We start from the raw sequence: 25,138 nt of genomic DNA on the forward strand, positions 1-25,138 counted from the left end.
CCGCGGTATACCGTGGTGCTGGAGAGTGCCATGGAGGATCAGGCAGGGCTGTTGGAATCGGCGCGGACGGCATACGCCCGCGGGGATTGGCGCGCCGCTTGCGACGGGCTGGAACGTGCCCGCGCGGCCGCCCGGGCCGGGGAGCTCGACACCGCCGACCTCGACCTCCTGGGCCGCTGCTGCTGGTGGACCGGCCGCACGCGCGAGGCGCTCGAGATCTCCGAGCACGTCTTCGAGCGGCTGCAGCACGACGCCGGCCCGGTCGACGCCGCGATGAAGGCCGCGACCTTGGGCCTGCTGTGGTTCATCCGCGGCGACCTCGTGATCGCCTCCGGTTGGGCCAGCCGGGCACGCCGGCTCCTGAGGGGGACGCCGGAGGGGATCGAGCACGGCTACCTGCGCTACCTCGAGGCGTCGATCTCGCTGGACTTCTCCTCCCTCGGCGGCGCCCGCGAGGCCTCCGAGGCGCTCCACGATCTCGGCCGGCGCCTGCGCGCCCCGCAGCTGACATGCCTCGCCCTCGTCCTGTCCGGCCTCGTCGACGCCCGCACCGGGGATCCGGCGGGCGGCTTCGCGCAGCTCGACGAGGCGATGCTTCCGGTCCTCGCCGGACAGTTGCCGCCCGAGTGGGCGGGCGACGTGTACTGCACCGTCATCCATACGTGCCACGAGCTGGCGGACCTGTCCCGCATGCGCGCCTGGACGCTGGCGACCGAGCGGTGGTGCGAGCAGTTCCGGGGCGAGGCCGTGTATTCCGGGATCTGTCGCATCCACCGCCTCCAGCTGTTGTGCGCGGAGGGGGACTGGGCGGCGGCGGAGGCCGGGGTCGAACGCGCCGGGGCCGAGCTGGCCGGCGTGAACGGCTGGGTCGCGGGGGAGGCCTACTACCAGCTTGGCGAGATCCGCCGGCTGCGCGGGGACTTCGCCGGGGCCTCCGAGGCGTACGCGCGCACCGCCCAGTTCGGCATGGACCACCAGCCGGGCGCCGCGCTGCTTGAGCTCGCCCGGGGCCGCCCCGCGCAGGCCTGGGCCTCCGTGAGCGCCGCGCTGGCCGGCCGGGACGCCCTGAGCGCCGCCCGGCTGCTGGGCCCGGGGGTCCGGATCGCGCTCGCGGCGGGACGGGAGGACGACGCCGGACGCTTGTGTTCCGAGCTCGAGTCCACCGCCGCCGGGTTCGGGACCGAGGGGTTCCGGGCGTGGGCCCTTCAGGCCAGGGCGGCGGTCCTGGTCGCGGCCGGCCGCTTCGGGGACGCCCTGCCGGTGCTCCGCGCGGCCGGCGTCGCGTACCGGAACCTGCGCGCCCGCTACGAGTCAGCGGCCGTGCACGAGATGTGCGCCCGGGCCCACGCGGGTCTCGGCGATGTGGCGGCAGCGGCCGCGGACCGGGCGACGGCCGTCGAGATGTACCGGCAGCTCGGGGCCGTGCCGGACGTCGAACGGCTCGACCCAGGCGACGTCCCGGGCGGACTGACGGCCCGCGAGTCCGAGGTGCTGGGGCTCGTCGCCTCCGGGGCGAGCAACCGGGAGGCCGCGGCGGCCCTCTACATCAGCGAGAAGACCGTCGGCCGGCACCTGTCCAACATCTTCGCCAAGCTCGGCGTCGCCTCGCGCACCGCCGCCGCGGCCTGGGCGCACGAGCGCGGCATCGCGGCGCGTGGCCGGCCCGGCCCCGCAGAACGTCCCGACCCGGCGCGGGGACGCGCTTGAGGCGGGGCCCCGGCGTCGTCCTGCGAACGTCCCGACCTGCCGCAGGGACTGGCTCCAGGCGGGCCCCGGCGTCGTCCTGCACCGAACGCCCCATGCCGCGGGAGCGGCAGATGGGGCATCCTCCCGATCCGCCGCGGCCGTCCGATCCCTAGCGTTGAGGGCACCGGGACGGCGCGGGAATCGAAGGGAGGACGGCGGCGGCCCGGTGCACTCCATCGAGGGGCGCCGCGTGCCGGCCGGAGCGATCCGGGACCGCGGGCGGACACCCCACCACCGGCCCGGTTCCCGGCCCGATCACGCGCCACGGGCGCGCCGGGCCGGCGGGCCCACACGGCAAGGACCACGACCATGACCACCGAAACGACCACCAGCGCGGCCACCGACGCGCCCACTCCGGACGCCGCCGGAACCCCGGCCGGACCGGGCGGAGACGGCGCGCCCGACGCGGCCGCCGCGGAATCCGCGGCGCTCTCGGCCCGCTACCTCGACATCCTCAACTCCTCGGCGATCGCCCTCTTGACGAGCATCGGCCACCGGGCGGGCCTCTTCGAGGTGCTGTCCGGCCTGCCGCCCGCCGACAGCGGGCAGATCGCGGACGCCGCGGGCCTCGACGAGCGCTACGTGAGGGAATGGCTCGGCGGGATGGCCACCGCCGGCGTCGTGCACTACGAGCCTGAATCGACGCGCTACCACCTCCCCGCCTCCCACGCGGCCGTCCTGACCCGGGCCGCCGGACCGGACAACCTCGCCCAGCTCATGCAGTACATCCCCCTGCTCGGCTCCGTGGAGGAACGGGTCCTGCACTGCCTGCGCCACGGCGGCGGCCTGGAGTACGCCGAGTACCCGGGTTTCCACCGGATCATGGCGGAGGAATCGGCCACGGTGAACGACGCCGTCCTCGTCGACGGGATCCTGCCGCTGGTTCCCGGCCTGCCGGAGCGGCTCGCCGCCGGAATCGACGTGCTCGACGTCGGCTGCGGCTCAGGGCACGCCGTGAACCTCATGGCCCGCGCTTTCCCGGCGAGCCGGTTCACGGGGTACGACTTCTCGGCCCAGGGCATCGCCGCCGCGCGGGCGGAGGCCGAGGCGTGGGACGTGTCGAACGCGCGGTTCGAGGTGGTCGATGTCGCCAGCCTGGACGACGTGGCGGAGTTCGACCTGGTCACGGCCTTCGACGCGGTCCACGACCAGGCGCACCCGGGCCGTGTGCTCGCCAACATCCGTTCGGCGCTGCGCGGCGACGGCGTGTTCCTCATGGTGGACATCGACGCGTCCAGCAACCTCGAGGACAACGCGGCCGTTCCGTGGGGGAGCTACCTGTACGCGATCTCCATGTTCCACTGCATGAGCGTCTCCCTGGGGCTCGGCGGCGACGGCCTGGGCACCGCGTGGGGCCGGCAGCTGGCCGGGCGGATGCTGGGGGAGGCCGGGTTCGGGTCCGTAGAGATCGTCGACGTCGAGGCCGATCCCTTCAACGTGTACTTCGTGGCCCGGCCGTAGGCGGCGCTCCGCCCCCTAGCGCGACACTCTCCACTCCCGGGTCGCTATCAGCTCTGAACGCGACCCGGGAGGGGAGGGTGATGCGGGGTCGTGGCCGGGAGTCGCGCCGTGGATGCGGGCGGGGGAGTGCGACGCCGGAGCCCCGCCTTGGCGCGCAGCCACGCCTCGAGCGCGGGCTGGCCCAGCAGGATCCCGGCCAGGACCAGCCCCATGCCGGCCAGTTGGCGGCCGCTGAGCGCCTCGCCGGCCACCGCGGTGCCGAGCAGCACGCCCGTGACGGGGTTCAAGAGCCCGATCAGGCCCACGGTTCCCGCGCCGAGCCGGCCGAGCGCGGCGAACCAGCACGCGTACGCGAGCGCGGTCGCGATCACCGACTGGTAGGCCATCGCGGTGACGGCCGGCCCGTCGAAATGGGGAAGCGCGCCCTCGACGAGCGCGGCCGCCGGCAGCAGCATGAGCCCGCCGAAGACGAGCTGCCAGGAGGTCTGGGACAACACGTCCACGCCCGCGCCCCACTTCTTGGCCAGCACGTAGCCGAGGGAGGCCATGGCCATCGCCGAGACGGAGGCCAGCACGCCCGGGGCGCGCACCGCCGTCGTACCCGTCAGCACCATGAGGGCGACGCCCGCGATGCCGAGCGCCGCGCCGCCCAGGGCGAGCGCGCGCGGGCGTTCGCTGATCACGGCCCAGGCGATGAGCATCATCGCCACGGGGGACGTGGCCATCAGCGTCGAGGCGATGCTGGCCGGCAGCAGCTGCGCGGCGACGTAGACGAGCGCGAAGAACGCGCCCATGTTCAGGGTGCCCAGGACCGCGGCCTTCCACCACCACGCCCCGCGGGGGAGGCGGCGCCGGATCGCCAGCAGGAGCAGGCCCGCGGGCAGGGCGCGCAGGGCCGCGCCCCACAGCGGGGCGTCCGCGGGGAGGAACATCGGGGTGACCAGGTACGTGCTGCCCCACGTGATCGGCGCGACGGCCGCCACGAGGACCCAGCGCCATTTAGCTTCCATGGAAGACACTTTAGCTTCCTGGGAAGCTAAACGTCGAATGCGTTCGGCTTTTCCCGCGGGCCGCCCCGGAGCCCTCCCGGCGAGGTCGGGGAACGTGCGGGAAAACGTGCCCCTATCGAACCACTGCCCCGACGCCGGCGGCCGGACTCGCTTCCCGGGAAGCTAGGCTGGGCGGGTGAGCGAAGTGAACGACAGGGTCGCGCGGATCCAGGCCGAGTGGGCCCGCGAGCGCCCGGAACTGGACACCTCGCCGATGGGCGTGATCGGGAGGTTGCATCGGCTTGCGTCCTTCCTGCGGGAGGAGCTCGTGGCCCTCTATGCCCGCCACGGGCTGGGGGAGGGCGACTTCGACGTCCTGGCCGCGCTGCGCCGGGCGGGTGCGCCGTTCGAGCGGGCGCCGAAGGACCTCGCCGTGCACACCATGGTCACGACGGGCGCCATGACCAAGCGGATCGACCGGCTCGAGGCGGCCGGGCTCGTGGACCGGCGGGCCTCGGAGGTAGATGGCCGCGGGCGGGTCGTCGCGCTCACGGCCCGGGGTCTCGAGGTCATCGACGCCGCTTTCGCCGAGCACCTGGACAACGAGCGCCGTCTCCTGGCCGCGCTCTCGGAGGCAGAGGCGGAGCAACTGCAGGCGCTGCTCGCCACGTGGCTGCGGTCGTTCGAGGGCGCCCCGACCGAACGCTAGCGCAGCAGCTGCTCGAGCAGGAGCGCGACGCCGATGGCCACCATCGCGGCGCCGGAGAACCGGGTGACGGCGCGGGCCGCGGCCGGCCGGGTGCCCAGCACGGCGCGGGAGCCGAAGCCGACGGCGAGGTAGACCACCGCGCAGCTCGCGATGTGCACGAGCCCGAGGGCGACGATCTGGCCGGACAGCGGCCAGGCGCCGCCCGGGTCCGTGAACTGGGGGAGCAGGGCCAGGAACAGCAGGAACACCTTGGGGTTCAGGCCGCTGATTCCCGCTCCCTTGAGGCCCTGCCGCAGCCAGCCGCCGGCGGCCGGCTCCTGCCCGGCCGCGGGGACGGCAGGCTGGGCGAACATTCCCACCCCGAGCCAGATCAGGTAGGCGCACCCGGCCACGGTCAGGACCGTCAACGCCCAGGGCGTCGCGGCCAACAGCGCCCCGACGCCGGCGGCGACCACGAGCGTCGCGGCCAGGTGGCCCGCGAGCAGCCCGGCGACCGCCGGGACCACGGAGCGGTTCCGGAGCCCCGCAGAGATGGCGTAGGCCCAGTCGGCCCCCGGAGTGATCACGAAGAGTGCCGAGACGGCCCAGAAGGCGGCGACGGTGGCGAGGGGCATGGAGGGATCTTCCTGGCTGGCGATTCCGGCCCGGGATTCCTCCCCGGTTCCGGCCTGTGCTAGAAGATTAGTGAAATATGCGCGAAATGTGCTTCCAAATCCTTTCCCAGGACGGCGCTTCAAGGGGAGAATTCTTCCCATGGACCAGCTTGACCGCGCGATCCTTGCGGAGCTACAACGGGACGGCCGCCTGACGGTCACCGAACTCGCCGAGCGGGTGGGGCTGAGCCTGTCCCCGTGCCACCGCCGGCTGCGCGCCCTCGAGGCGTCCGGCGCGGTCACGGGCTACCGGGCCCAGCTCGACGCCGGCGCGCTCGGCCTGGGCTTCGACACGCTCGTCTTCGTCACGATGCGCGATTCGATCCGGGACACCCTCGACGCCTTCGAGGGCGCGGTGGCGGAGATCCCGAACGTGCTCCAGGCCCAGCGGCTCTTCGGCAACCCGGACTACCTCCTGCGCGTGGTCACTGCCGATCTTCCGGCGTACCAGCGCCTCTACGACGACCAGCTGGCCACCCTCCCCGGAGTGCAGAGCCTCAGCTCCACCCTGGTCATGAAGAACGTCGTCGAGAACCGTCCGCTGCCGCTGTAGCCGCCGCCCCCTCCGAGCGGTGTCGGGGAAAAGTCCGGAATACCGCCCGCGGAGGGACACCTACCCCGACACCGCGAGGGTGGGGCGCGGGTGGCGGTGCGGCCCCGACGTCGTGCCCCCAAGGCCCTCGACGTCGCCACCTATGAAAAACGCTCTCCACTCCCGGGTTGCTTCGACGATGTCGTGGCAACCCGGGAGTGGAGAGTGTTGTGCCCGTGGGGCTTAGACGAGCGCGAAGCCCTCGGTCCAGGAGATCTTCTCGCCGGCCGCGAGGGTGATCTGCAGGAAGCCGATACCCTCGAGCTCGCGGGCTCGGGACAGGGCCCCGGCGTCGACCGCGCGCAGGCCGCCCGCGGCGACGATCCCGGAGAGCAGGGCCTTCGCCTCGGCGTCGTCCCCGGCGATGAGCACGGTGGTGCGGTTCTCGCCGACGGTGCCGGAGGCGAGGGTCGCGGCGAAGTTCGTGTTGAAGGCCTTGAGGACCTTGGCGCTCGGCACGGCGGCGGCGATCTCCGCGGCGGCCGAGGAATCGGCGTCGACCGTCAGCGCGTCGAACGTCTCGAAGTTCAGCGGGTTGGTGATGTCGACGACGACCTTGCCGGCGAGCTGGGAGCCGCGGGCCTCGAGGATCCCGGCGACGGCCGGGTAGGGGACGGCGAGGACGACGACGTCGCCCGTCACCGGCTGTGCGGAGTCGGCGCTGCCGAGGACCTGGACGTCGTTGCCGCCCTTGCTTGCGATGCCGGCGATGGCCTGGCCCATGTTGCCGTTGCCGATGATGGTCACGTTCGCCATGAGAGTCTCCCTTGGATCGTTTAGTTGAAGCTACAAGTAAAACTCTACGCTTCGTTGTTTGAAGTGTCAAGTGATTGGGGTGCCAGGATCTCTCCGGCCGCCACTACCCATCCGGCGGTGCCGGGAATGTCGTCGACGGGCCGGACGCCGGGGTCACCGCTAGAGTTGTTCCAGTCACCTGCCTAACGCACCGGACCGGAAACCCCATGCCCGCACCGCACCGCACTCCACGTCCGCACGTCGGCGCGCCTTGGCCGAGCCGCACGTCCGCCAAGGGCTCCCTGCGCGCGGCGACCCTCGCCCTGCTGCTCGGGGCGGCCCTGGCGCCGACCGCCCCGGCCGCCGCCGAGACAACGACGCCGGAGCCTCCTTCCAGCCCCGCCCCCGTCTACCCGACGGCGGACCCGGAGGCGCCGCCCGCCGAGGAGGACGAACCGCTCGTGTTCCCGGGGCGCACGGCGGAGTCGGAGCACCTCTTCCTCTCGGTCGCCGACGCGCTCGAGCCGCGGGTCGACGCGGCGGCCGTCACCTCGGCCCTCGAAGCCACGGACCACCACGGCGCGCAGCTCTACCTCGGCGTGGACGGCGAGCCGTCGTCGAGCTCGAGCGCCGCCCAGCTGGTCCGCGGGCTGCTCCTCTTCGGCGAGACCGACGCGCTCGCCGACGACTGGCTCGAGAACGGCAGGCGGCTCGGCTTCGTCGGCGACGACTGGATCGTCATCGGCGTGATCGTCCCCGCCGAGCCGGGTGTGCCCGCGGACGTCTCGATCGACATGGGGCGCAACATGGACGTCGTGGCCGACGGCGGCCTGGAGGCCATCGAGGCGGCCGGCGCGGAGGACTTCGCCGCGGGCCGCTACACCGAGGCCCTCACGCGGCTCGCGGTGGCGGCGGGGACCGGGATCCAGCCCCGCTTCGACGCCCGCCCGATGCTCGCCGGGGCCGGGGTGGTCCTCGGCGCGGGGCTGCTGGGGTACTGGCTTGTCGGAGTACGACGCCGGAGCCGCGCCGATGCGGTCCGCTCGGCCGAGCGCCGGGGTGCTGCTCTCAGGGGCGGGATCCGCGCCGGTGCCGGGCGGCTGCGGGAGATCGCGCAGCGTCCGCCGGGACCCGTCCCGGCCATCCCGTCCGCGACCCCGGGCGATGCCGAGGCCCCGCGCGATGCCGCAATCCGGCGCGATGCCGCCACCGCGGGCGACGCCGCGACCGCGCCCGCCCCGGGGACCTTTCACGCCGCGGACGAGGTTCCCGCGAGCGTCCGGCTGGCCCGCGTCCTCGACGGCCTGGCGGAACGGGCCGATACCGAGCTGCGGCGGGCCGTGGAGCTCGACGTCGGGGACGTCGAGTCCCTGACAGCGATCCGCGAGCGGGTCGATGCCCAGGTGGCGGCGCTCGAGGGCGTCCTGGTGCTGGAACGCGGCGGGCCGGCGGCCAGACAGGCGTGGGAGCGGCAGTTCTCGGCCCACGCGGAACGCCTCCGCCTCGCCGCCGACGGGCTCGCTGTGCCCGGGGCCCGCGCGCTTGCGTCCGCTCACGAGCTGCTCGCGGCGACCGTGGGGCACACCACGGCCCTCGACGGCCTCCGGGAGGAAGCGCGGCGGATCGCCTCCCGGCTGAACCGCGCGGGCCCGTACGGGCTCCTGGACCGCGTCGACGCCTTGCGCGCGGAGCTCGACGCCGCCTTCGCCGCGTTCACCGCAGACGCTGCGGGCGCCCGGATCGCGCTTCCGGAGGAGGTCCAGGCTCAAGGCCGCGGGATCGGCTTCGCGGCGGAGGGGCGCCGCCCCGCGGAGCACGACGTCGTCGGCCTCCTCGCCCTCGCGGCCGCCGCCGCGGCCGCTGGAGCGCCTGGACCGGCCTCTGCGGGGTCCTCCGCCGCTCAGGCGACCTCGGAGTCAGGCCCGGCGGAGCGCACGGAGTCCGCGGCACGGAGCCGGAAGGAAGGACGCGCATGAGCGTCGACGACGCGGCGACGCGCGCCCCGGCAGACACCGGAACCCGCCTGATCCACGCCCGCAGCCGCCCGCGCTTCGGCCTGCCGTGGCTCGCGATCGCCCTCGGCGCCGCGACCGCGGCGTTCGCGGGGACCGGGGCCGCCGCGCTCACCGCACAGCCCGCGGCTGAGGTGGTGATCGAGGTCGACGACGGCCTGCCGTACAACATCAGCCAGGCCACGGTCGACGCCGTCCTGCCGGAGACGATCCCGGCGTGGGAGCCGGTCACCGTCAAGGTCACGTCGCGGCTCCTGAGCTACGCGGAACTGTACGGGGAAGCGGACCCCGGCTACGACGTCGTCCTCTCCACGGCGCTCGAGAACGACACCGATTCCGACGCCGACGAGCGCTTTGCCGGCGCCGCGGTCCGCGTGGACCCGCCCGGACCGGACCGCCCGCGGGACGCCGGCTTCGACATCAACCGCGCGTTCCAGGGCAACCTCGGGCTGGGGCACGGGCCGCAGGCCGTGGCCGCCGCCGCGCGCACGGCGTCCGAGGTGCTCCACCCCGGCCCCGTGCGGACCCCGCACTTCTGGGCGGCCGGGACCGCGCTCGGACTGCTCGGCACCGTCGGCGCGCTCGGCCTGTCCCTGCGCCGCCGCGCCCGCTGGGAACGGCGCTACCGCCGGCTGGCGGCCGCCCAGCACCGGCTGGCCCGCGTGGTCCTGGACCTGGAGGCGCTCGAGGTCACCTACCTCTCCACCCCCGAGCAGGCCCGGCCGGCGGGATTCACGCGGGCGTGGGAGGCCCTGCGGGACTCCTCGCTCGCCGCGGCGCGCACGGAGGACGCCGTGGTCGGGGCCGTGTCCTCGCGCCGGACCGCGCTCACGGAGGGCACGGAGAAGCGCCTCGCCGCGTTCGAGGCCGCCGCGGACCGCCTGACGACGCTCGCCGACGCGCTCCTCGGGGCCGGCGCCGTCCACGGAGGGCACTCTGGCGGGGGATCGACGTTCGACCGCCTCGCGGCCCCCGTCAACGACGCCGCCCGGGAGCTGCTCGTCCGCCTCGAGGCCGCGCCCGCCGGGACCCTCGACGAGGGGCTCGAGGAGGAGCTGCGCGCCGCGCTCGCGGGCCTGCTCTCCGTCGCGGGGGAGCACGGCGCGGCCGCGGACGCTGCCGTGGAAGCCGCCCGTGGCGCGGACCGGGATTCCGGGGCCGGCCGACGCGGGGGCAGGGCCCGTGCGGGCCGGAATGACGCGGGCCGGAATGACGCGGGCCGGGAGGGCGCGCCCGGGGTCGGCGTGGACGCATGGGTGCGGGCCGAGCGGCGGCTCGGCCGGGCGGCGGGCGCGGTCGGAAAGCGCCTGCGCCGCTACCCCGGCGGCGACCGGCTCTCCCGCCGGCTCCGCGCGACGGAGGACCTGGGTGCGCTCCGGGCCGGGCTCGGTCTCCCGCGGTCCGGGGGTGCGCTGGACGCGCTGGACCGCGCGAACGCCGCCGCCCGCTCGCTGCTGGGCGAGGTCCCGGCGTACGACGCCGATGCCTCCGCCGCCGCCTCGGCCCGCCGGCGGTGGTCGGCCCGGTTCGGGGGCTGGATCGAGCGCAGCGGGCTCAATCCCGCGGGCCCCGGACGCGAGGGGGCCGCGGTCGGAACGGGCCCCGTCGGCACGGCCTCGAGTGGCGTGGGCGGCGCGAAGGGCGCGCGCGGCGGCCGTCCCGGAGCCGGGCGGCACCGGGCCGCCGTGTGGGCGGTCGGGGGCACCGCCGTCGTCCTGTCCTCGCTCATCGCCTCCGGGATCATCGTCTCGTCCGTGACCGAACGACCGGGCTGGGCGCTCACCGGAGGCGTGCCGCTGCGCTCGCTGACCGTGGACGGCGAGGCCGGGGGGATCGACGAGGCCTCGATCCGGCGCTACCTCGAGGACAGCTTCCCGTCCGAGCTCGACGTCGTCGTGGCGCTGCGCGACGCGGAGGAGTACCTGCCGATCGTGCCCGATCCGCACGACCCCGGGCATGACATCCTGGACCCGGCCGGCACCCTGGACATGCTGTGGCGGATCAAGGCCGAGTTCCCGGAACTCGTGGATCCCGCGACGCGGGAGCTGCGCGGGGACCAGGCGGTCCTGCCGGTCATGGTGTTCGACGACGGAACCGTGAACATCCCCACCGTCCTGGCGGGGGCCGTGGCCGTCGGCGACGTGAACCGGCTGCAGCGCACGCAGTGGACGCACGGCAGCTTCCACGCCTCCGGGAGCCCCGAGGTGCGCGTCGCCTCCGAGCTGGAGGACCTGGCCCGCGGCCTGCAGGCCAACGGGTACCGGGACGCCGACGTGGACTTCTGGGCGCTGTACTGGCTCGTCGCCGCCGCGCTGGCACTGGGGCTCGTGGGCGTGGGCCAGGCCGTGCGCTACGGAGGGGCCATGTCCGCGTCGCTGGGCCGCTTCGGCCGCGGCGGCGCGGGGCTGCGCAGGGCCCGGGAGGAGCTGGAGCGGCTGGCCCTGGGGCTGGACGACTCGCGCCTGAACGCGGTCGCCGTGCTCGGCGCCGGGGCCGCGGGGACCGCCGCGGAAGCGGACCAGCGGCTCTTCGAGCGCGCCCTCGTGATGGCGTGGCGGGAGGCGGAGGAGCTCGCCGCGCTGCCGCTCGCGGGCCGGCTCGGGCCGCGCTACGAGCGGCGCGTGGAGCACCTGCAGGGCCTCGCCGCGGTGCTGGGGGAGCGGGACGCGGACGTCGAACGCCGGACCAGGCGCCTCCTGGCCGCCGCCCGCCCCCACCCCAGCGCACTTTAAGCCTCAACCGATCCGGGAACTCCTCGTCAGCGCGATGTAGCCGCGACTTAACCGCGCCGGACGCCCGAAAGGTGCGCGGGAGTGTCGGAAGCGGCGCACGCACAACAGCCCTGGGTGGATCGTGCTGCGGGGTGGCGGGGGAGCCGAAAGTAGCTAGTGCCGCTGCCGCGTTGCTGGTGGGATCGAGGGAGCACGCAGAAAGCGTGCGACGGTGGGACGGATGGTCCCACCGGACACCCCGTCTGGAAGGACACCCATCATGCAGTCGAGCATTCGCACCTCCCGAGGCCTCCTCGCCGCCGCATTCGCCGCCGTCGGACTCGTCGTCGGTACCGCGTCGACGTTCATCGTCGCGGGCCTCATCGGCGCCGGAACCGCTGGAAGCTACGCCCTGGCGACGAAGATCGTCGACGCGATCATGGTCGGCGCGAGCGCCGCGGCCATCGCCGCCCTCCTGCTCACCGCCGGCCTCGGAACCGCGGTCATCGCCACCGTCCGCTGGGCGATCGGCTTCTTCGGCCGCAAGAAGGCGATTGCCTGAGCCCCGCAGCACATTGCTGACGGGCCCAGGCAATCACACGATGCCCTGAGAACTCAGGAACCGCTGGTGCTGGTCCTTCGACCTTGCGCGGAGAGGGGCCAGCGCCAACGGCATCAGGCTACAACGAGGCGCCACGGCAGGCAACGGCCTACCGGCGGCCGGGCGGCCGTCCAGAGGCGGCGGACCGGCGGAAAGGACCCCAGGAGATCATGGACGAGCACCACGCGTCGGCAGCGCCATCCGTGCCGCCCTCACCGGCCGGAGCCCCCCTGCCACACCCGCCGCCGGGACCGCCACGGGGGGCACGGCCACAGCCGGCCGATGGGACCGGGACCGCATCCTTCTCGCCCGGCGCACCCGGCCCGGCCCGACGGCGAAGGGGCGCCGCGGAGCGGCTCGTCGTGGCCACCTCCGTCGTGGTCACCGCGGTCCTGTGGGGCGCTCTCATCTGGATCGGCTATTCGAGCGGCCTGCGCTTCCCGGTGGCCGGCGGCGCGGGCCGGGAGCAGGACTGGGGAGAGCTGGGACCGATCCTCGCGACCAACCTCGCCGCGGCCCTCGGGCTCGCCTCGGGCATGCTGACCGCCGGCCTCTCCACGTTCGCGTCGAGCATCATCCTCGGTCTGTTCACCGGGGCCGTGTTCCACGGCGCCGTGGACGCCCTGGGCGCGGCCGGCGCCGCACAGACGCTCGCCCCCTACTTCGTCTTCGAGGGACTCGGCCTTCTGGCAGCTTCCGTGGCGGGCTTCATCCCCGTCCTCGGGCTCCTGAGGCACTGGGGCGCGGGCGGAGCCGTGACCGTGCGCAGCTCCCTGCGGGCCTACGGAGCGGCCGTGCGCTGGACCCTGCCGCCCCTCGCCACATCCCTGGTCCTGATCACGGCCGGGGCCGTCCTTGAAGTCATCGGAGGAATCCCGCAATGAAGGCAGCTACCCCGCCCCCGGCCGATCTGGCCGTCGACGCGGCACCCGCACCGTCCCGGCGCTCCGCTCTCCGCGGCCTGCTCCGCGTCCTGGCTTCCGTGGCCGTCGTGGGCGCCGGGATCGCGCTCATCTACGCGGCCGTGGACTCCCGCTCCGCTCTCATCGCGGCCCAGGCGCCCATCCGGGACGCCGGACTGGATCCGGAGTTCGCCGAGCTGGCCGTACGCTCCGGAGTGGTCGTGACGACGCTCGGCATTGCGTTGAGCTACCTCGTCGCCCGCGGAGTCGAGGCCATCGTCGTGGCCCAGTGGCGCCGCCGTTTCCCGCTGTCCGTCCGCCCGCGCGCCGTGGACCTCACGACCATCCTGGCCTTCGGCTGGGCGGCCTTCCTCGACACGCATCCCGTGCAGTTGGCCGCCGCGGCGCCGGGGTGGGTGTTCCTGGCCGTCCCCGCCCTCGTCCTGGCGCGCCAGGCTATCGCCTCGCGCAGGGCCGGGTGGCCGGGCACGGGCACGACCGTGCTGCTGGCCGGCGCCCTCACCGCGCTGACCTTGCTGGCCTACGGCCGGTGGTTCTGACCATGGCCTCCCAGCACCCCCCAACCACGCAGGCGACCCGCGTCCGCCGTCCCGAGGAGGACCCAGTGAAGAACAGCACGAAGCAGCGCACGAGGCCGGGGAAGTGGACCGGTCCGGCAGCGATCGGCAGCTGGGTGTCCGCGGCGGCCGCGCTGGCGCTGATGGCCTGGATCGGCCTGACCTCGTCCGCGGCGGCGGTGGTCGACGACGCCGCGGCCGCCGGACGGCTCGAACTCCTGTGGCGCGTCCAGGGAGGAGCGGCGGCGTTGCTGCTGTTGATGTGGATCCCGTTCGCCTTCCACCGCAGGATGCTGCCCGTCGTGGCCACGGGGATCTGTGCCGTGGGGGCGATGGCGGCCGTTGCGGGGCTGGCGTTCTTCCGGGAGCTCGACACGGTATGGATCCACGGGGCGGCCGCGGTCGTCCTGGGGCTCGGGGCCCTCGTCCAGCTCGCGGTGCGCTTCCCGGACGTTCCCGGCGGCAGGGCGGGGGTCGGGCGTTGGCCTTCATGACAGAACACGAGGTCCTCCGGGAGGAGCGGCCGGGCCGGGCCGTGCCCGGCGGCACCCGGGAGTACGACGGCGGGGCCGGCCCCATCACGCCCGTCGCCTACGGGTTCATCGCCTCGGTGCGCTACGTCAACTCGCTGCGTCTGCTCCGGTACTGCCTGCGCAATTCGCTGCCGTTCCCGGGCCGACACCGCGGCCTGCTCCTGGCGCTCGCCACGCTCGGCGCCGTCGTCGTGGTCCCGGCGCTGGCGCTGCTTGCCGGCGCCGCCGTGTCACTCGTGGCCGGAGCCATCGGGATCGACCCCGTCGACGCGGCCGGCGTGATCCTCCTGGCAGTCGTCGTCTCGGCGGCGGCCTCGGCGGTCACGGCCCTCACGGGCCGGGCCCGCGAAGAGCTCGTCCGACCCGTCGACGGACCCCACTACGTCGGGCTGGACCTGCATCCCTGGGCGTCCGGGACGGCGCACGTCCTGCTCCCGCGCCTGCTCGGCACGCTCGCGCGATCGGGTGTCGGCGCGCTCGCTTGCGTCGGCGCCGTGGTGGGCGCCCCGGGGGCGTCCCCGGAAGACGCGGCGGCCTGCGCGGTGGCGGCGGCGCTCGTGCCGTGGGCCGCTTCGATGACGGCCACGGGCCTGCAGATCACGCTCGCCGCGCGTACTCGGGGCGCGGCGCCGGGTTGGGCCGCGACCGCCACCGGCACGGTGCTCCTCTTCGGCGCGGTGCTGGCCGCCACCGCGCTGGCCGCCGCGGAGGGGCGGCTGTCGCTGCCTGGCGACGAGGTGCTGTTGGGTTCGCTGCGGGACGCGGGAGCGTTCGGCGCACGGATGGCTCCCGCCGCGGCGTACGCCGCCGGGGCCGTCTGCCTCCTCGGTGCGGGGCTCCTCTCGGCGGTGCTGGCGGCCCTGCGCGGTTCCCGACGCCCCGGCCCCTATGCCGTTCCCGGTGCGCTCCGCGAGCCCCGGCCGACAGCGTGGCACCGGACCGCCGGGAACCGGCCCGGCCGCGAGGGCACAGGACCTGCCGGAGCCGGTCGCGCCTTCCCGCCCACACCGGGTTCCGTCCACCGCCGAAGCAGAGGACTCGCCACGATGCTCGTGCGCCAGGTGCGCGGCGGAGCGTCGCAGGCCTCCGCGCTGTATCGCCGCCTCGAGCGCGTCATGCCGTTGCTGGGAGCCGTGGTGGCCGGATTCGGTGCCGGCATCCTGGCCACCGGTGAGCAGCAACAGGTGGCGTGGCTCGACGTCGCCTCGGCGGGCGCGCTGGCCATGGCCGTGGTGCTCGTCGGCCTGACGGTGACGAGCGCCTCGGGTCCCGTGAGCTGGATCCCGCGGCTGCGATGGCTCGCCGATTCCGGCATCGACACCGGCGCGCTGTGCCGGTCCGTCGTGGTCCAGGCCCTGCGCCTGTGTGCCGTCCCGGTGCTGGTGCCGGTCGCAGGGTTCTGCCTGGTCCGGTCCTCGCCCGCTCCGCTGATCGAAGCGGCGGCACTCGTGACGTTCCTGACCGCCGTCGTCCTGGTGGCCGACCTCGTCGACCCGCAGCGCCAGGAGAACGGCGACGGATCCGCCGAGGGCGGGCTCGGCGGAACGCTCGTCCTGCTGCTCGGCACGCTCGGCGCGACCACGGTCTGGCTGCTGCCCTGGGGCGCGGCCGTGGCCGGCTTGTCCGCGGCGGCCGGGCTGATGCTCTGGTGGACGCCGCGGCTCCTGCGCCGCCGGATCCACCCATGGCGGCTCGGGTCCGATGCGGCCGGGCACCGCTCGTCCGGCGACGCGGCGCGACGTCCCGCACCCACTCCCTCGACCCCAACGGAGGACACGCCATGACCACCCGCACGCGCCGCGGCGCACCGGACTCCGCGCCCCCGTTCCTGGAAGTCGAGGGTCTGACGGTCGGCTACATGCCGGGTGTTCCCGTCCTGCGGGACCTCACCTTCACGGCCGCGCTGCCCCTCGTCCACTTGCGCGGCACCAACGGGAGCGGCAAGTCGACCCTGCTTGAAGTCGTGGCCGGCATCCTCGAGCCGTGGAGCGGCACCGTGCGCGTCCAGGGCTTTCCGCCACCGAGCGACGCCGCCCGCGCGGCCCGCCGCGTCGTCCGCGCCGATCCCGCCCTGATCCCGGCGCTCTCCGTCAGGGCGCAGGCCGAGCTGATGTCCCAGTCGCTCGGCCTTCCTGGGGAGGCGCTCTTCGAGCGGCTGGCCTCCCACCGGCTCGGTTCGTGGCTCGACGCTCCTGCGGGAGAGCTCTCCACCGGCAACCTCCGCAAGGCCTGGTTCGTCCTGGCGACGGCGTCACCGGCGTCGCTGATGATCCTGGACGAACCGTTCAACGGCCTGGACGACTCCGGCGTCGTCCGCGTGGTCGAGGAGATCGACGGCTGGATCGCCGAGGGACGCAGGGTCCTCGTCGTGGCGCACGACCTCCCGGACGGGCTGGTCCCGCACGAGCGGATCGAGCTGCCTGCGTGGCGGCACGCGGCCGGCCGAATGGGAGGCCGCCCGTGATCGCCTGCAGCTCGGTCACCAAGCGCTACGGCCGCCTGACCGCCGTGGAGGGCCTCGACCTCGAGGTCCCGCGCGGCCGCATCGTCGGGATGATCGGCCCCAACGCGGCGGGCAAGACGACGACGCTGGGGATGATGTGCGGCCTGATCGCCCCGACGGCGGGCGGCATCCGGGTGAACGGGCTGCCGCCGACCCGGCTGCCGGATCCGGCGGGCGTCGTGGGCACGGTGCTCGACGCCGGGGCGGCGCCCGGCGGGGTCGCGGTCTCCGAGTTCCTCGAGCAGGTCCGGCTGGTCGCCGGTGCCGGGCGCGAACGGCTGGTCCGGGTCGTCGAGGAGCTGGGCCTGGGCCCCGTCGCCGGCTCCCCTTTCAGGGCCTGCTCGCTGGGTTCGCGCCGGCGCGTCATGCTGGCGGCCGCTCTGCTTGGCCGGCCACAGTACCTGCTCCTGGACGAGCCGCTCAACGGGCTGGACCCCACGATGGTCCGGTGGCTGGCGGGGTACCTGCGGGAGCTGGCCGACCGCGACGGAGTCGGGGTCCTGCTGTCCTCCCACCTGCTCGACGAGCAGTCGCGCGTGTGCGACGCGATCGTCGTCATGGGCTCGGGGCGCGTCCTGGCCCGCGGCACTCTGGGGGACGTCCTGGCGGCCCACCGTGCTCCCGCGGTCCTCGTCGGAACGACGCCGGAGCTCCTGGGCCCGCTGGCAAGCCGCCTCCGGGCGGACGGATGGGACGTGGCCCTGCGCGACGGTGCCTGCGTGGTGGCCGGCGGGTCGCCGGAGGCGCTGGCCCGCGAGGTCCTCGGGGCCGGGTACCCCCTCACGCGCCTCGAGCGGGACGTCCCGTCCCTGCAGGAGGCCTACTTCGCGCTGACGGCCGGCCACGAGGGGCTCAGGTCCGCCGGCGCCCCGTCGGGGGTGGATTCGTGAGTGCCGGTACGACGCCGGTGCCCGGGCCGGGTGCCCGGCTGCTCCTGTCCGTGGCGCGGCAGTACTCCCGGGACCGGTGGTGGCTCGCGACGATGGCCGTGGGGTCGGTGCTCGCCGTCGGCCTGGCCGTCCTCTTCGCCCTCGTCGCGTCGAACGGGCCGGAGCCGGCCGCGCCGGGGACGCCGGGGATCCTGTCGATGGCGCTCACGGGCTGGTCGACCCTCGTGGCCGCGGCCGCCGTCGCGGCGGGTCTCGTGGCCGGCTCCGAATGGACGTCGGGCCGGTACGTCGTTTCCTTCACCCTGACCCCGCGGCGTGCCCGGGTCGTCACCGCGCACGTGGTGGCCGCCGCGGGCTGCACGGCGGTGGCCGCGCTGCCCGTGGGGACCGTGATGGTCGTGGCCGCGCAGTCCGTGGCAGGCGCGTCCTCCGGGGGAGCCGGCGGATCCGCGGCGCTTGGCTGGGCGTCCGCGTCCGCCGTCGTCCTCTTGGGCTGTCTCGGGGCCGCGTGCGGTGCCGCATCCGGCGCGGCCCTGGCGATGGCCGCGCGCTCGCGGGTCGCGGGCGTCCTCGCCGTGGCCCTGCTGTTCTTCGTCCTGCCCCCGCTCGCGGCTGCGGGCGGTTGGCGGCCCGAGCTCCTGCCCGCCGCCCAGTGGTCCCAGCTCGGCGCCGCGGCCTTGATGGACGGGGGATGGCAGCTGGCCGTCGCCGCCGCGGCGGCACTGGCGTGGCCGCTCCTGGCGACGGTCGCGGCCGTGGTCCGGACGGTGCGGCGCGACATCGCCTGACGCCGCCTGCCCGCCGCCCGTCCCGGCCGGGGTCACTCCCCGACGAAGGACAGGGAGGCCGTGACCGTCCACCAGCCGTCGCCGGGTCCCGCTTCGAGCGTTCCCCCGAAGGCCCGCACGCGCTCCCTCATGTTCTTCAGCCCGTAGTGCCATGAGCCGGTCCGGCCCGTGGGGACCGTCACGGGGCCGGCCAGCTCGTTGGCGACGACGAGCGTTGCGGACGTGGCCGCGACGTCGAGCGAGAGCCGGCAGCGGGCGCCGTCGGGTGCGTGTTTGAGGATGTTGGTGGCGGCCTCCTGCAGGAGCCGGTAGAAGGTGCTGCTCTGGGCGGGCGGGATGCGCTCCCCGGGAAGTCCGGTCACGGAGAGCTCTGGGCGGTGGCCGAGGCTCGTGAGCGTGAGCGCGATCTGTTCGAGGCCCACCTCGATGCGGACGACCCCCGTGCCGTCGGCCGGGGCCGCGTCGGCGGGTTCGACGTAGAGCAGCGTCAGGAGCGTGCGCATGTCGGAGAGCGTCTGCTTGGCGACGCGGTTGACGGTGTTGAGGATCTCGCTCGTGGTCTCGGGGGAGGAGGAGAACCTCTGGGCCTCGGTCTGCAGGGAGATCACGGCGAGGTTGTGGGCCAGGATGTCGTGCAGGTCGCGGGCCATGGAGCGTTTGAGGGCCACGGTGCTGCGCTCGGCCTCCAGCCGCTCCCGCTCGCGCTCCGCTTCGAGCTCGAGCTCCGTGACGCGGTGGGTGCGCAGGGCCCAGCCGAGGCCGCCGGCGACGGCGCAGGCCGGCAGGAGGTAGACGAGCAGCGGCGCGTCCTGAGGGTAGAAGAGGATCAGGGAACCGATCCAGATCGCCATCCCCGCCACGCAGCCGAGCAGCGTGTTGCGCTTGAGGTAGAGGAGCGTGAGGAGGAGCAGGAACGGGAGGACGAGGGCGGCCAGGATGTAGTTGCCCGTGACGAGCGAGGTCGCGAGGGCGACGAGGGAGAACGTCACCGTGGTCGCCATGGAATGCCAGACCAGGAGCAGCGCGACGACGAGCTGCAGCGTGGGAAGGTACGTCAGGAGCGCCGGCTGGACCGGCCCGCCGCCGGGCGTACCGGCCAGGTCGGCGCCCAGGAAGACGGCCTCCGTGAGCGCGATGACGACGGCGGCGGCCGTGAGGGCGAGCTTGGACCGGCGGGTGCCGGCGGGCACGTCGGCGTCGATCGTGCGCATCACGCGCTGTCTGTGGGACACGGCGTCCACCCCCTGGCCTCGGCCTCCATCCTGCCGCAGGGGCGTCGTGGCGGCCAAGCCGCGGGACGGGCCGGCGCGCCCCGGCGGCCAACCCGTCGCGGAGGGTCAGCGGCAGCCGATCCCGAACTTGCGGCACAGCCACTTGCCGAGTTCGGTTTCCAGGCCGTCAGGCCCCTGGGAGTCTGCGGAGGGGGCGTGCGCCGCCAGCGCCGTGGCCGGCACGGCGGGCGCGGGGGCGGCCGCGGAGGCCGGGCCCGGGACGGCGGCCGCCAGGGCCAGTGCGGCGGCCAGGGCCAGGCCGGGGCGCACGAGGCGAGGGCTGCGCCGTCGTCCCCTGGCCGGAGAAGGGGCCCGGGAGGCGCCGGTGCCCGGCGCCGCGTGGAAGGAGGAGGATGCGGTGATGGTGTCCATGCTTCGAGGATGCCCGCGCGCCGTCGCCCGGACTACATACTTTCGGCTGCATCTGGGCCGGGAGTCGCGGTTCGGCTATATGGTGGTCATATGGGGGAACTCGGGATCCTGATCGTCGACGACGAGCCGCTGCAGCGGCAGGCGCTGTCGATGATCGTCGGCGGCTCGCCGGGTTTCCGCGTCGTCGGCGAGGCCGCGGACGGCCGGGCGGCCGTGGAGGGATACCTGGACCATGGGCCGGACGTCGTCCTGATGGACCTGATGATGCCGCGCATGAACGGCGTCGAGGCCTCCCAGCGTCTCATGCGGCTCGATCCCCGGGCCAGGATCGTCGTCATGACCTCGCTGGCCTCCGAACAGTTCCTCGTGCCGGCCCTCGCGGCCGGGGCGTGCGGGTACCTGACCAAGGACGTCGGGGCCGAGGAGATCCTCGACGCCCTGCGTGGGGCCGCCGCGGGGGACTTGAGGCTCTCGGCCACCGTGACCCGGAACCTGGTTCAGCTGGCCGTGCGCAACTTCTCCGCGGAGACCACCGCGGACCCGCGCGCCGCCGCGCCGGACGGAGGCGATCCCGCGGTCCGCGTCACGGCGCGTGAGCAGTCCGTGCTGGACCTGCTGGCCCGGGGCCTGTCGAATGCGGAGATCGGGCAGGAGCTGTACCTCTCCGAAGCCACCGTGAAGGCCAATCTCGCGCGGGTCATGATGAAGCTCGGCGCGCAGAACCGCGTCCAGACCCTCATCAAGGCCGTGCGGCTGGGACTCGTGGACCTGGCGGAGGGCGGACCGGCGACGTCCGTCTAAACAGGATGTCGCCCGCCCACCCCCTCCCCAGCGCACTTTAAGTTTCAACGGTTTGTGGAGCTGCTTGTCAGGGGCCTTGAGCCGCGGCTAAACCGCGCAGGAGGCCCGAAAGGTGCGCAGGAGTGCCGGCGGTGCGCGGCTACAGGGTACGGGGCGCCGGAGTACGGGCCTACGATGGCCCCATGGACGAGGACGACGGCGGAGGCGCGGACCGGGCGCGGATCGGTGCCCCCGACCCGGAGGGGGAGATCGACGACGACGGCAGCGGTCCGGGCGTCGACGAACGCCCCGACGGCCTCGAGAGGGCGTGGATGGTGCCCGCGCTGCCCTGCGGCGACATCGACGAGATGCAGGCGTTCTGGACGGCGCTCGGGCTGCGGACCACGTACCGGCAGCTGCGCCCCAACCCCTACCTCGCCCTGAACCGCAAGGGCCTGGACCTGCACTACTTCGGCATGCCCGGGGTCGACCCGGAGCAGAGCTACTCGACGTGCATCGTCGTCGTCCCGGAGACGGCTCCCGTCCACGCGCTCTTCACCGACGGACTCCGGGGCCTCTACGGCCGCGTCCCGGTGGCCGGCGTCCCGCGCATCACCCGGCCGCGCAAGCGCGCCAACGACGCCGTCGTCATCGCCGACTCCCACGGCGACGTGGGCCAGGCGCTGCGCGTGCTCTCCGGCACCTGGCCGGGGCGGCGGACCTTGGGGACCGGGACCGCCGGACGGTCGACGACGCGGTCCGCGCGCTCGACGAGCTCCTCTGACGCCGGCCCGCCCGGCGCGGCCGGTCTAGGCGGCGTCCCAGAAGCGGTCTTCGGCCGCCTGGTCCTCGCTGATCAACCAGATCTCGGCGATCCTGCCGTCGGCGACGCGGAACACGTCGACGCCGCGCTGGTCGAGCGTTCCGCCCCCGGGCCGGGTGGCCGTGAAGCGGAGCGTGGTGGAGACCAGGTCCCCGCTCTCGGTGGCCGACTCCGTCTCGAGGGCGAACGTGCCGCCGCTGAGCTCCATAAAGCGACCCAGGTGTGCGAGGATCGCGGCCGGGCCCACCTTGTCGCCGGACAGCTGGTTGGCACCCGGCTGGTGCCACACCGCGTCCTCGGCCAGCAGGGACGCCAGCGCGTCCATATCCCCTGCCGCCGCGGCGGCTCCGTAGTGTCCGACGACGTCGATGGCCGACATGATGTACCTCCGTGGTTGGTTCGGTAGCGTTGTGCTTCCCAGCGTGCCGAGAGGCGGGCGGTTACTTCAACGTGACCAGAGAGGCCGGATTCCCATGACGAGGCAATGGACCGTGTTCTCCGCGAAGTGCCCGTCGCGCGCCTCGCTGGCCCGCATCGCCAACAAGTGGACGGCCATGATCGTGGTCCTGCTGCACGGAGGCCCGTTGAGGTTCGGCGAGCTGCACCGCTCCGTGGACGGGCGGCTGCTGGAACCCTGACCGGCAGCCCGCATGGTTCAGCCCTGCCGCGGTGGGTCCTGCGGCGATCTGGGCTCGGCGCCGCCCGTCGAGACCCGTGCGGATCCCGGAGCCGCCGCGGACCCGCCGAGCGAGTGCCGCTTTCGGCGACGCGCCCACCAGGTTCCGAGGGGGACCAGGGCGATGGCAAGGCCGATCGCGAGGGCGTAGTAGGAGAGACCCGGCACATCGCCCAGGGCCAAGGCCATCAGCACGACCATCAGGACCGGCGTAACGATCCACTCCCACGGGATCCCCCGGTCACGGTCCACTCGGTACTCCCGGTCCCCGACCTTGCGCATGCCCTCGACCACAACCCGCCGCTCCGCCGTCGTGCACCGGACCCCGGACGGGGGCACCGGCGTCGTCCCCTCATCATGCCAGCCCGCGCGGCCCCGATAGGATCGTGAGCCAACGGCCCGCGTGGCCGCCCCGCGCCCGGACACCTCCGCGCGCCCCGCCGACCAGGAGGCCCCCGTGACCCCGTCCGAGAACCCCGCGTCCCCTGCCGACGGCGCGATCACCGTCCTGCTCGGCTGCAACGCCGGCCGCAGCGTGGACGTGCTGTCCATCGACCCGGCGACGGGGAGCGTCGAGGCGGCGGGCCGGCTCGCGACGGACGCGCCCGTGCAGTGCCTGGCCCTGGGCCGCAACGGCCGGGTGCACGTCGCGCTCGGCTCGACGCCGCCGTCCGTGGCGACGTTCGCACTGGCGGGGGCCGGCTTCGAACCCCTCGGCGGCACAGCGACGGAGGTGAAGCTCGCCCACCTCGCCGAGACCCCGGACGGGCGGGCGCTGATCGGCGCGTCCTACGACCGCCACCGGGTGCTCGCCCTGGGCATCGACGACGACGGCGCAGCCGCACCCGCGCGCGGACCCTCGCCTTCGCCGGGCCGTCACGCCCACGCCGCCCTCGCCTCGCCGGACGGGCGGTTCGTCTACGCGACCGGGCTGGGGGACGACGCCGTCGCCTGGTGGCCGTGGACCGCAGAGGGAACGCTCGGGGAGCCGGCAGACGGCGTGGCGACCGGTGCGGGCAGCGGGCCGCGGCACCTGCGTTTCTCGCCCGACGGGCGCCACCTCTTCGTCCTGACCGAGATGTCCGGCGAGGTCATCGCCTACCGCCGGGACGCGGAGACGGGGGGCCTCGAGGAAGTCGCCCGGACCTCGGCCGTCCCGGCGGACCGCGGGCTGGTCCCGGGCCGCGTGCGCAACGGGACGGGGCCGGATCCGGATCCAAACGCGATCTGGTGTGCCGAGCTGTGCGTCGATCCGGAAGGCCGGTTCCTCTACGCGTCCGAGCGCACGACGAGCACCGTGAACGTGCTGCGGTGGGACGGTTCCGCGGGGGTCCTGGAGTACGTGGCCGCCGTGGAGACGGAGCGTCAGCCGCGCGGGATGGGGCTCGACCCCTCGGGTCGCTTCCTCGTGGCGTGCGGCGAGGCGTCGGATACCGCGGCCGTCTACCGCGTCGCGCGGGACACCGGGCTGCCGGAGCGGATCTGGAGCGGGGCGGTCTCCGCGGGCCCGCGCTGGGTGGAGTTCCCGGGCGCCTGATCCCGGGACGCCCCCACCCGGCCCCTCCGATCGGCAACGCCCTCGATCCCCGGATCTCTCCGGCGCACGCGAAGCGACGCTGGGTAGGGGGGTGTGCGCCGGGGGTCAGGCGGGGTGTGCGCCGGGGGTCAGGCGGGGTGTGCGTTGCGGCCCCGGGGAGTCTCGCCCAGGACGACGGCGACCGCGGCCTGCCGCGCGGCCGCAAGCTCGAGCGCGGCTCCGGCCGCGATGACGAGCAGGACCAGGGCGAGCAGCCGCAGCAGGACGGCGCCGAGGTAGATCCAATATCCGCTCAGCATGGCCTCGTGGTAGAAGAATTCCACGCCCGTCCCGGCCAGCCGGAAGTCGCCGGCGACCGTGGCGAGGGCCCCGCCGGTCGCCGCCGCGATCGAGGCCAGCGTGCCCAGGAGCCCCGCGCCGGCGAGCGTCGCGACGAGCTTGGCCTTGAGGGTCCGGGCGAGGTCGTCGACCCGGTGCAGCCCGGGGTCGAGGGGCCGTGGCGCCTGGGCCAGGCGCCGCAGCAGCAGCGCGGCCAGGCCCACGAGGAAGGCGGCCGCGGCGATCACCGGGAGGGTGTAGTACCAGCCCGGGAAGTCGACCGAGACCTGCGAGGGCGTCAGGGGTGGGACGTAGCCGACCGCCGGATCGTCGGCGGCGGTGTGGCGGTCCACGGTCAGCTGCGTGAAGCGGCCGGAGGGATCGCGGCTGGAGAACAGGCCAGTCACCACGAGCCACGCGCCCAGCACGAGCGCGGTCAGCGCGGGGATCGCGAGCGCCCAGCGCGGCCCGAAGCTCAGCGCGCCGCGGGGGCGGAGTCCCGCCGACGCCACGCTGACGGGCGCGGCATTGGGACCAGGACGGCGCCGGGCCGCGAACCACGCGAGCGTGCCGAGCGCCACGCAGGCCGCCGCCACCGGGGCGAGCGTCTGCGCCAGCTGGGCCAGCGCGCCATCGCCGCGCTCCGCCGTCGTCTGCGAGACCCGCCAGCCGATGACCGACGCGGTGGCGGCGAGGTAGGCGAGGAGTCCCAAGGCGACGGCGGCGACCCCGGCCGGGCCCCAGCCCTGCAGGAGCGAGGCAACCGCGCGGCGTCCGGCGTCGTCATGGTGTGCCGTCTCCGCTCTCAGCTTCCCGCGGGTGCGGGGGATGACGCGCAGCAGCACCCACGTCAGGGCCGCCATGAGGAGTAGGACGGCGGCGAGTCCCAGATATGTGCTGGTCGAGAGGTCCATGATTCGTTCCACCTTGCGCAGGGGCCGGTCCGGGCCCGTTGTCC

Annotated in this window: 25 protein-coding genes; 17 read left to right on the plus strand and 8 right to left on the minus strand. The window is 74.6% G+C overall.

Features of this window, described 5'->3' with window-relative positions; translation table 11 throughout:
- Window positions 1-30 precede the first annotated feature (30 nt).
- The gene (locus ACQ3I4_RS08930; protein WP_430633383.1) at window positions 31-1,707 is read left to right on the plus strand and encodes a LuxR C-terminal-related transcriptional regulator; all 1,677 of its coding nucleotides are present in this window, start codon (window positions 31-33) and stop codon (window positions 1,705-1,707) included.
- Between the two features lie 348 nt (window positions 1,708-2,055).
- Window positions 2,056-3,207, plus strand: coding sequence for a class I SAM-dependent methyltransferase (locus ACQ3I4_RS08935; RefSeq protein WP_430633384.1), 1,152 nt, complete (start codon window positions 2,056-2,058; stop codon window positions 3,205-3,207).
- A gap of 47 nt (window positions 3,208-3,254) precedes the next feature.
- On the opposite strand, the gene ACQ3I4_RS08940 is transcribed toward ACQ3I4_RS08935, so the two are convergent.
- Window positions 3,255-4,217 carry a DMT family transporter gene (locus ACQ3I4_RS08940; RefSeq protein ID WP_430633385.1) on the minus strand — a complete coding sequence of 321 codons (963 nt, stop codon included), beginning with the start codon at window positions 4,215-4,217 and terminating at the stop codon, window positions 3,255-3,257.
- A 175-nt stretch (window positions 4,218-4,392) separates the two neighbouring features.
- On the opposite strand from ACQ3I4_RS08940, the gene ACQ3I4_RS08945 reads away from it, so the two are divergent.
- Complete coding sequence (locus ACQ3I4_RS08945; protein WP_430633386.1) at window positions 4,393-4,905, plus strand: MarR family winged helix-turn-helix transcriptional regulator; 513 nt, start codon at window positions 4,393-4,395, stop codon at window positions 4,903-4,905.
- On the opposite strand, the gene ACQ3I4_RS08950 is transcribed toward ACQ3I4_RS08945, so the two are convergent.
- On the minus strand, window positions 4,902-5,519 hold the full coding sequence (locus ACQ3I4_RS08950; protein WP_430633387.1) for a LysE family translocator: 618 nt from the start codon (window positions 5,517-5,519) through the stop codon (window positions 4,902-4,904). The genes ACQ3I4_RS08945 and ACQ3I4_RS08950 overlap by 4 nt on opposite strands.
- A gap of 139 nt (window positions 5,520-5,658) precedes the next feature.
- On the opposite strand from ACQ3I4_RS08950, the gene ACQ3I4_RS08955 reads away from it, so the two are divergent.
- Window positions 5,659-6,111, plus strand: coding sequence for an Lrp/AsnC family transcriptional regulator (locus tag ACQ3I4_RS08955; RefSeq protein ID WP_329862165.1), 453 nt, complete (start codon window positions 5,659-5,661; stop codon window positions 6,109-6,111).
- A 222-nt stretch (window positions 6,112-6,333) separates the two neighbouring features.
- On the opposite strand, the gene ACQ3I4_RS08960 is transcribed toward ACQ3I4_RS08955, so the two are convergent.
- Entirely contained in the window at window positions 6,334-6,906 is a 573-nt protein-coding gene (locus tag ACQ3I4_RS08960) for an NADPH-dependent F420 reductase (protein WP_329862164.1), read from the minus strand.
- Between the two features lie 206 nt (window positions 6,907-7,112).
- On the opposite strand from ACQ3I4_RS08960, the gene ACQ3I4_RS08965 reads away from it, so the two are divergent.
- The 10 genes from ACQ3I4_RS08965 (at window position 7,113) to ACQ3I4_RS09010 (ending at window position 18,403) form a co-directional block, all read left to right on the plus strand.
- Window positions 7,113-8,861: a hypothetical protein gene (locus ACQ3I4_RS08965; protein ID WP_430633388.1), complete on the plus strand. Its 1,749-nt coding sequence runs from the start codon at window positions 7,113-7,115 to the stop codon at window positions 8,859-8,861.
- The gene (locus ACQ3I4_RS08970; RefSeq protein WP_329862162.1) at window positions 8,858-11,629 is read left to right on the plus strand and encodes a DUF5129 domain-containing protein; all 2,772 of its coding nucleotides are present in this window, start codon (window positions 8,858-8,860) and stop codon (window positions 11,627-11,629) included. Before ACQ3I4_RS08965 ends, ACQ3I4_RS08970 begins: the two co-directional genes overlap by 4 nt.
- A gap of 259 nt (window positions 11,630-11,888) precedes the next feature.
- Window positions 11,889-12,170, plus strand: a complete 282-nt coding sequence (locus tag ACQ3I4_RS08975; protein WP_329862161.1) for a hypothetical protein — start codon at window positions 11,889-11,891, stop codon at window positions 12,168-12,170.
- Window positions 12,171-12,571: 401 nt separating this feature from the next.
- Window positions 12,572-13,093 carry a hypothetical protein gene (locus ACQ3I4_RS08980; RefSeq protein ID WP_329862160.1) on the plus strand — a complete coding sequence of 174 codons (522 nt, stop codon included), beginning with the start codon at window positions 12,572-12,574 and terminating at the stop codon, window positions 13,091-13,093.
- Window positions 13,090-13,671 (plus strand): hypothetical protein, encoded by a 582-nt coding sequence (locus ACQ3I4_RS08985; RefSeq protein ID WP_329862159.1) that lies wholly within the window; start codon window positions 13,090-13,092, stop codon window positions 13,669-13,671. The genes ACQ3I4_RS08980 and ACQ3I4_RS08985 overlap by 4 nt, the downstream gene beginning before the upstream one ends.
- Window positions 13,672-13,736: 65 nt before the next feature.
- Window positions 13,737-14,183 carry a hypothetical protein gene (locus ACQ3I4_RS08990; protein ID WP_329862158.1) on the plus strand — a complete coding sequence of 149 codons (447 nt, stop codon included), beginning with the start codon at window positions 13,737-13,739 and terminating at the stop codon, window positions 14,181-14,183.
- Entirely contained in the window at window positions 14,180-16,006 is a 1,827-nt protein-coding gene (locus ACQ3I4_RS08995; protein ID WP_329862157.1) for a hypothetical protein, read from the plus strand. Before ACQ3I4_RS08990 ends, ACQ3I4_RS08995 begins: the two co-directional genes overlap by 4 nt.
- Entirely contained in the window at window positions 16,003-16,686 is a 684-nt protein-coding gene (locus ACQ3I4_RS09000; protein WP_329862156.1) for an ABC transporter ATP-binding protein, read from the plus strand. Before ACQ3I4_RS08995 ends, ACQ3I4_RS09000 begins: the two co-directional genes overlap by 4 nt.
- A complete protein-coding gene (locus tag ACQ3I4_RS09005) occupies window positions 16,683-17,615 on the plus strand; it encodes an ABC transporter ATP-binding protein (RefSeq protein ID WP_329862155.1) in 933 nt (310 codons plus the stop codon). Before ACQ3I4_RS09000 ends, ACQ3I4_RS09005 begins: the two co-directional genes overlap by 4 nt.
- The gene (locus tag ACQ3I4_RS09010; RefSeq protein ID WP_329862154.1) at window positions 17,612-18,403 is read left to right on the plus strand and encodes a hypothetical protein; all 792 of its coding nucleotides are present in this window, start codon (window positions 17,612-17,614) and stop codon (window positions 18,401-18,403) included. Before ACQ3I4_RS09005 ends, ACQ3I4_RS09010 begins: the two co-directional genes overlap by 4 nt.
- 32 nt (window positions 18,404-18,435) lie before the next feature.
- Here ACQ3I4_RS09010 and ACQ3I4_RS09015 read toward each other — a convergent pair whose 3' ends face one another.
- Together ACQ3I4_RS09015 and ACQ3I4_RS09020 are read right to left on the minus strand one after the other, a co-directional pair.
- Window positions 18,436-19,614, minus strand: coding sequence for a sensor histidine kinase (locus tag ACQ3I4_RS09015; RefSeq protein ID WP_329862153.1), 1,179 nt, complete (start codon window positions 19,612-19,614; stop codon window positions 18,436-18,438).
- A 126-nt stretch (window positions 19,615-19,740) separates the two neighbouring features.
- Window positions 19,741-20,046: a hypothetical protein gene (locus ACQ3I4_RS09020; RefSeq protein ID WP_329862152.1), complete on the minus strand. Its 306-nt coding sequence runs from the start codon at window positions 20,044-20,046 to the stop codon at window positions 19,741-19,743.
- A 90-nt stretch (window positions 20,047-20,136) separates the two neighbouring features.
- Here ACQ3I4_RS09020 and ACQ3I4_RS09025 point away from each other — a divergent pair, with 90 nt between their 5' ends.
- Entirely contained in the window at window positions 20,137-20,847 is a 711-nt protein-coding gene (locus ACQ3I4_RS09025) for a response regulator transcription factor (protein ID WP_329862151.1), read from the plus strand.
- A gap of 788 nt (window positions 20,848-21,635) precedes the next feature.
- Here ACQ3I4_RS09025 and ACQ3I4_RS09030 read toward each other — a convergent pair.
- Window positions 21,636-22,028, minus strand: coding sequence for a nuclear transport factor 2 family protein (locus tag ACQ3I4_RS09030; RefSeq protein WP_329862149.1), 393 nt, complete (start codon window positions 22,026-22,028; stop codon window positions 21,636-21,638).
- A 94-nt stretch (window positions 22,029-22,122) separates the two neighbouring features.
- On the opposite strand from ACQ3I4_RS09030, the gene ACQ3I4_RS09035 reads away from it, so the two are divergent.
- The gene (locus ACQ3I4_RS09035) at window positions 22,123-22,287 is read left to right on the plus strand and encodes a winged helix-turn-helix transcriptional regulator (protein ID WP_329862148.1); all 165 of its coding nucleotides are present in this window, start codon (window positions 22,123-22,125) and stop codon (window positions 22,285-22,287) included.
- A 17-nt stretch (window positions 22,288-22,304) separates the two neighbouring features.
- Here ACQ3I4_RS09035 and ACQ3I4_RS09040 read toward each other — a convergent pair whose 3' ends face one another.
- The gene (locus tag ACQ3I4_RS09040; protein ID WP_329862147.1) at window positions 22,305-22,577 is read right to left on the minus strand and encodes a hypothetical protein; all 273 of its coding nucleotides are present in this window, start codon (window positions 22,575-22,577) and stop codon (window positions 22,305-22,307) included.
- A 205-nt stretch (window positions 22,578-22,782) separates the two neighbouring features.
- Between ACQ3I4_RS09040 and ACQ3I4_RS09045 the strand changes: the two genes are divergently transcribed.
- Entirely contained in the window at window positions 22,783-23,862 is a 1,080-nt protein-coding gene (locus ACQ3I4_RS09045) for a lactonase family protein (protein ID WP_329862146.1), read from the plus strand.
- Window positions 23,863-23,990: 128 nt separating this feature from the next.
- Here ACQ3I4_RS09045 and ACQ3I4_RS09050 read toward each other — a convergent pair whose 3' ends face one another.
- On the minus strand, window positions 23,991-25,094 hold the full coding sequence (locus ACQ3I4_RS09050) for a hypothetical protein (RefSeq protein ID WP_329862145.1): 1,104 nt from the start codon (window positions 25,092-25,094) through the stop codon (window positions 23,991-23,993).
- Between the last annotated feature and the right edge of the window lie 44 nt (window positions 25,095-25,138).

This window comes from Zafaria sp. Z1313 (assembly GCF_050563205.1).
Lineage (GTDB): Bacteria > Actinomycetota > Actinomycetes > Actinomycetales > Micrococcaceae > JAZDCJ01.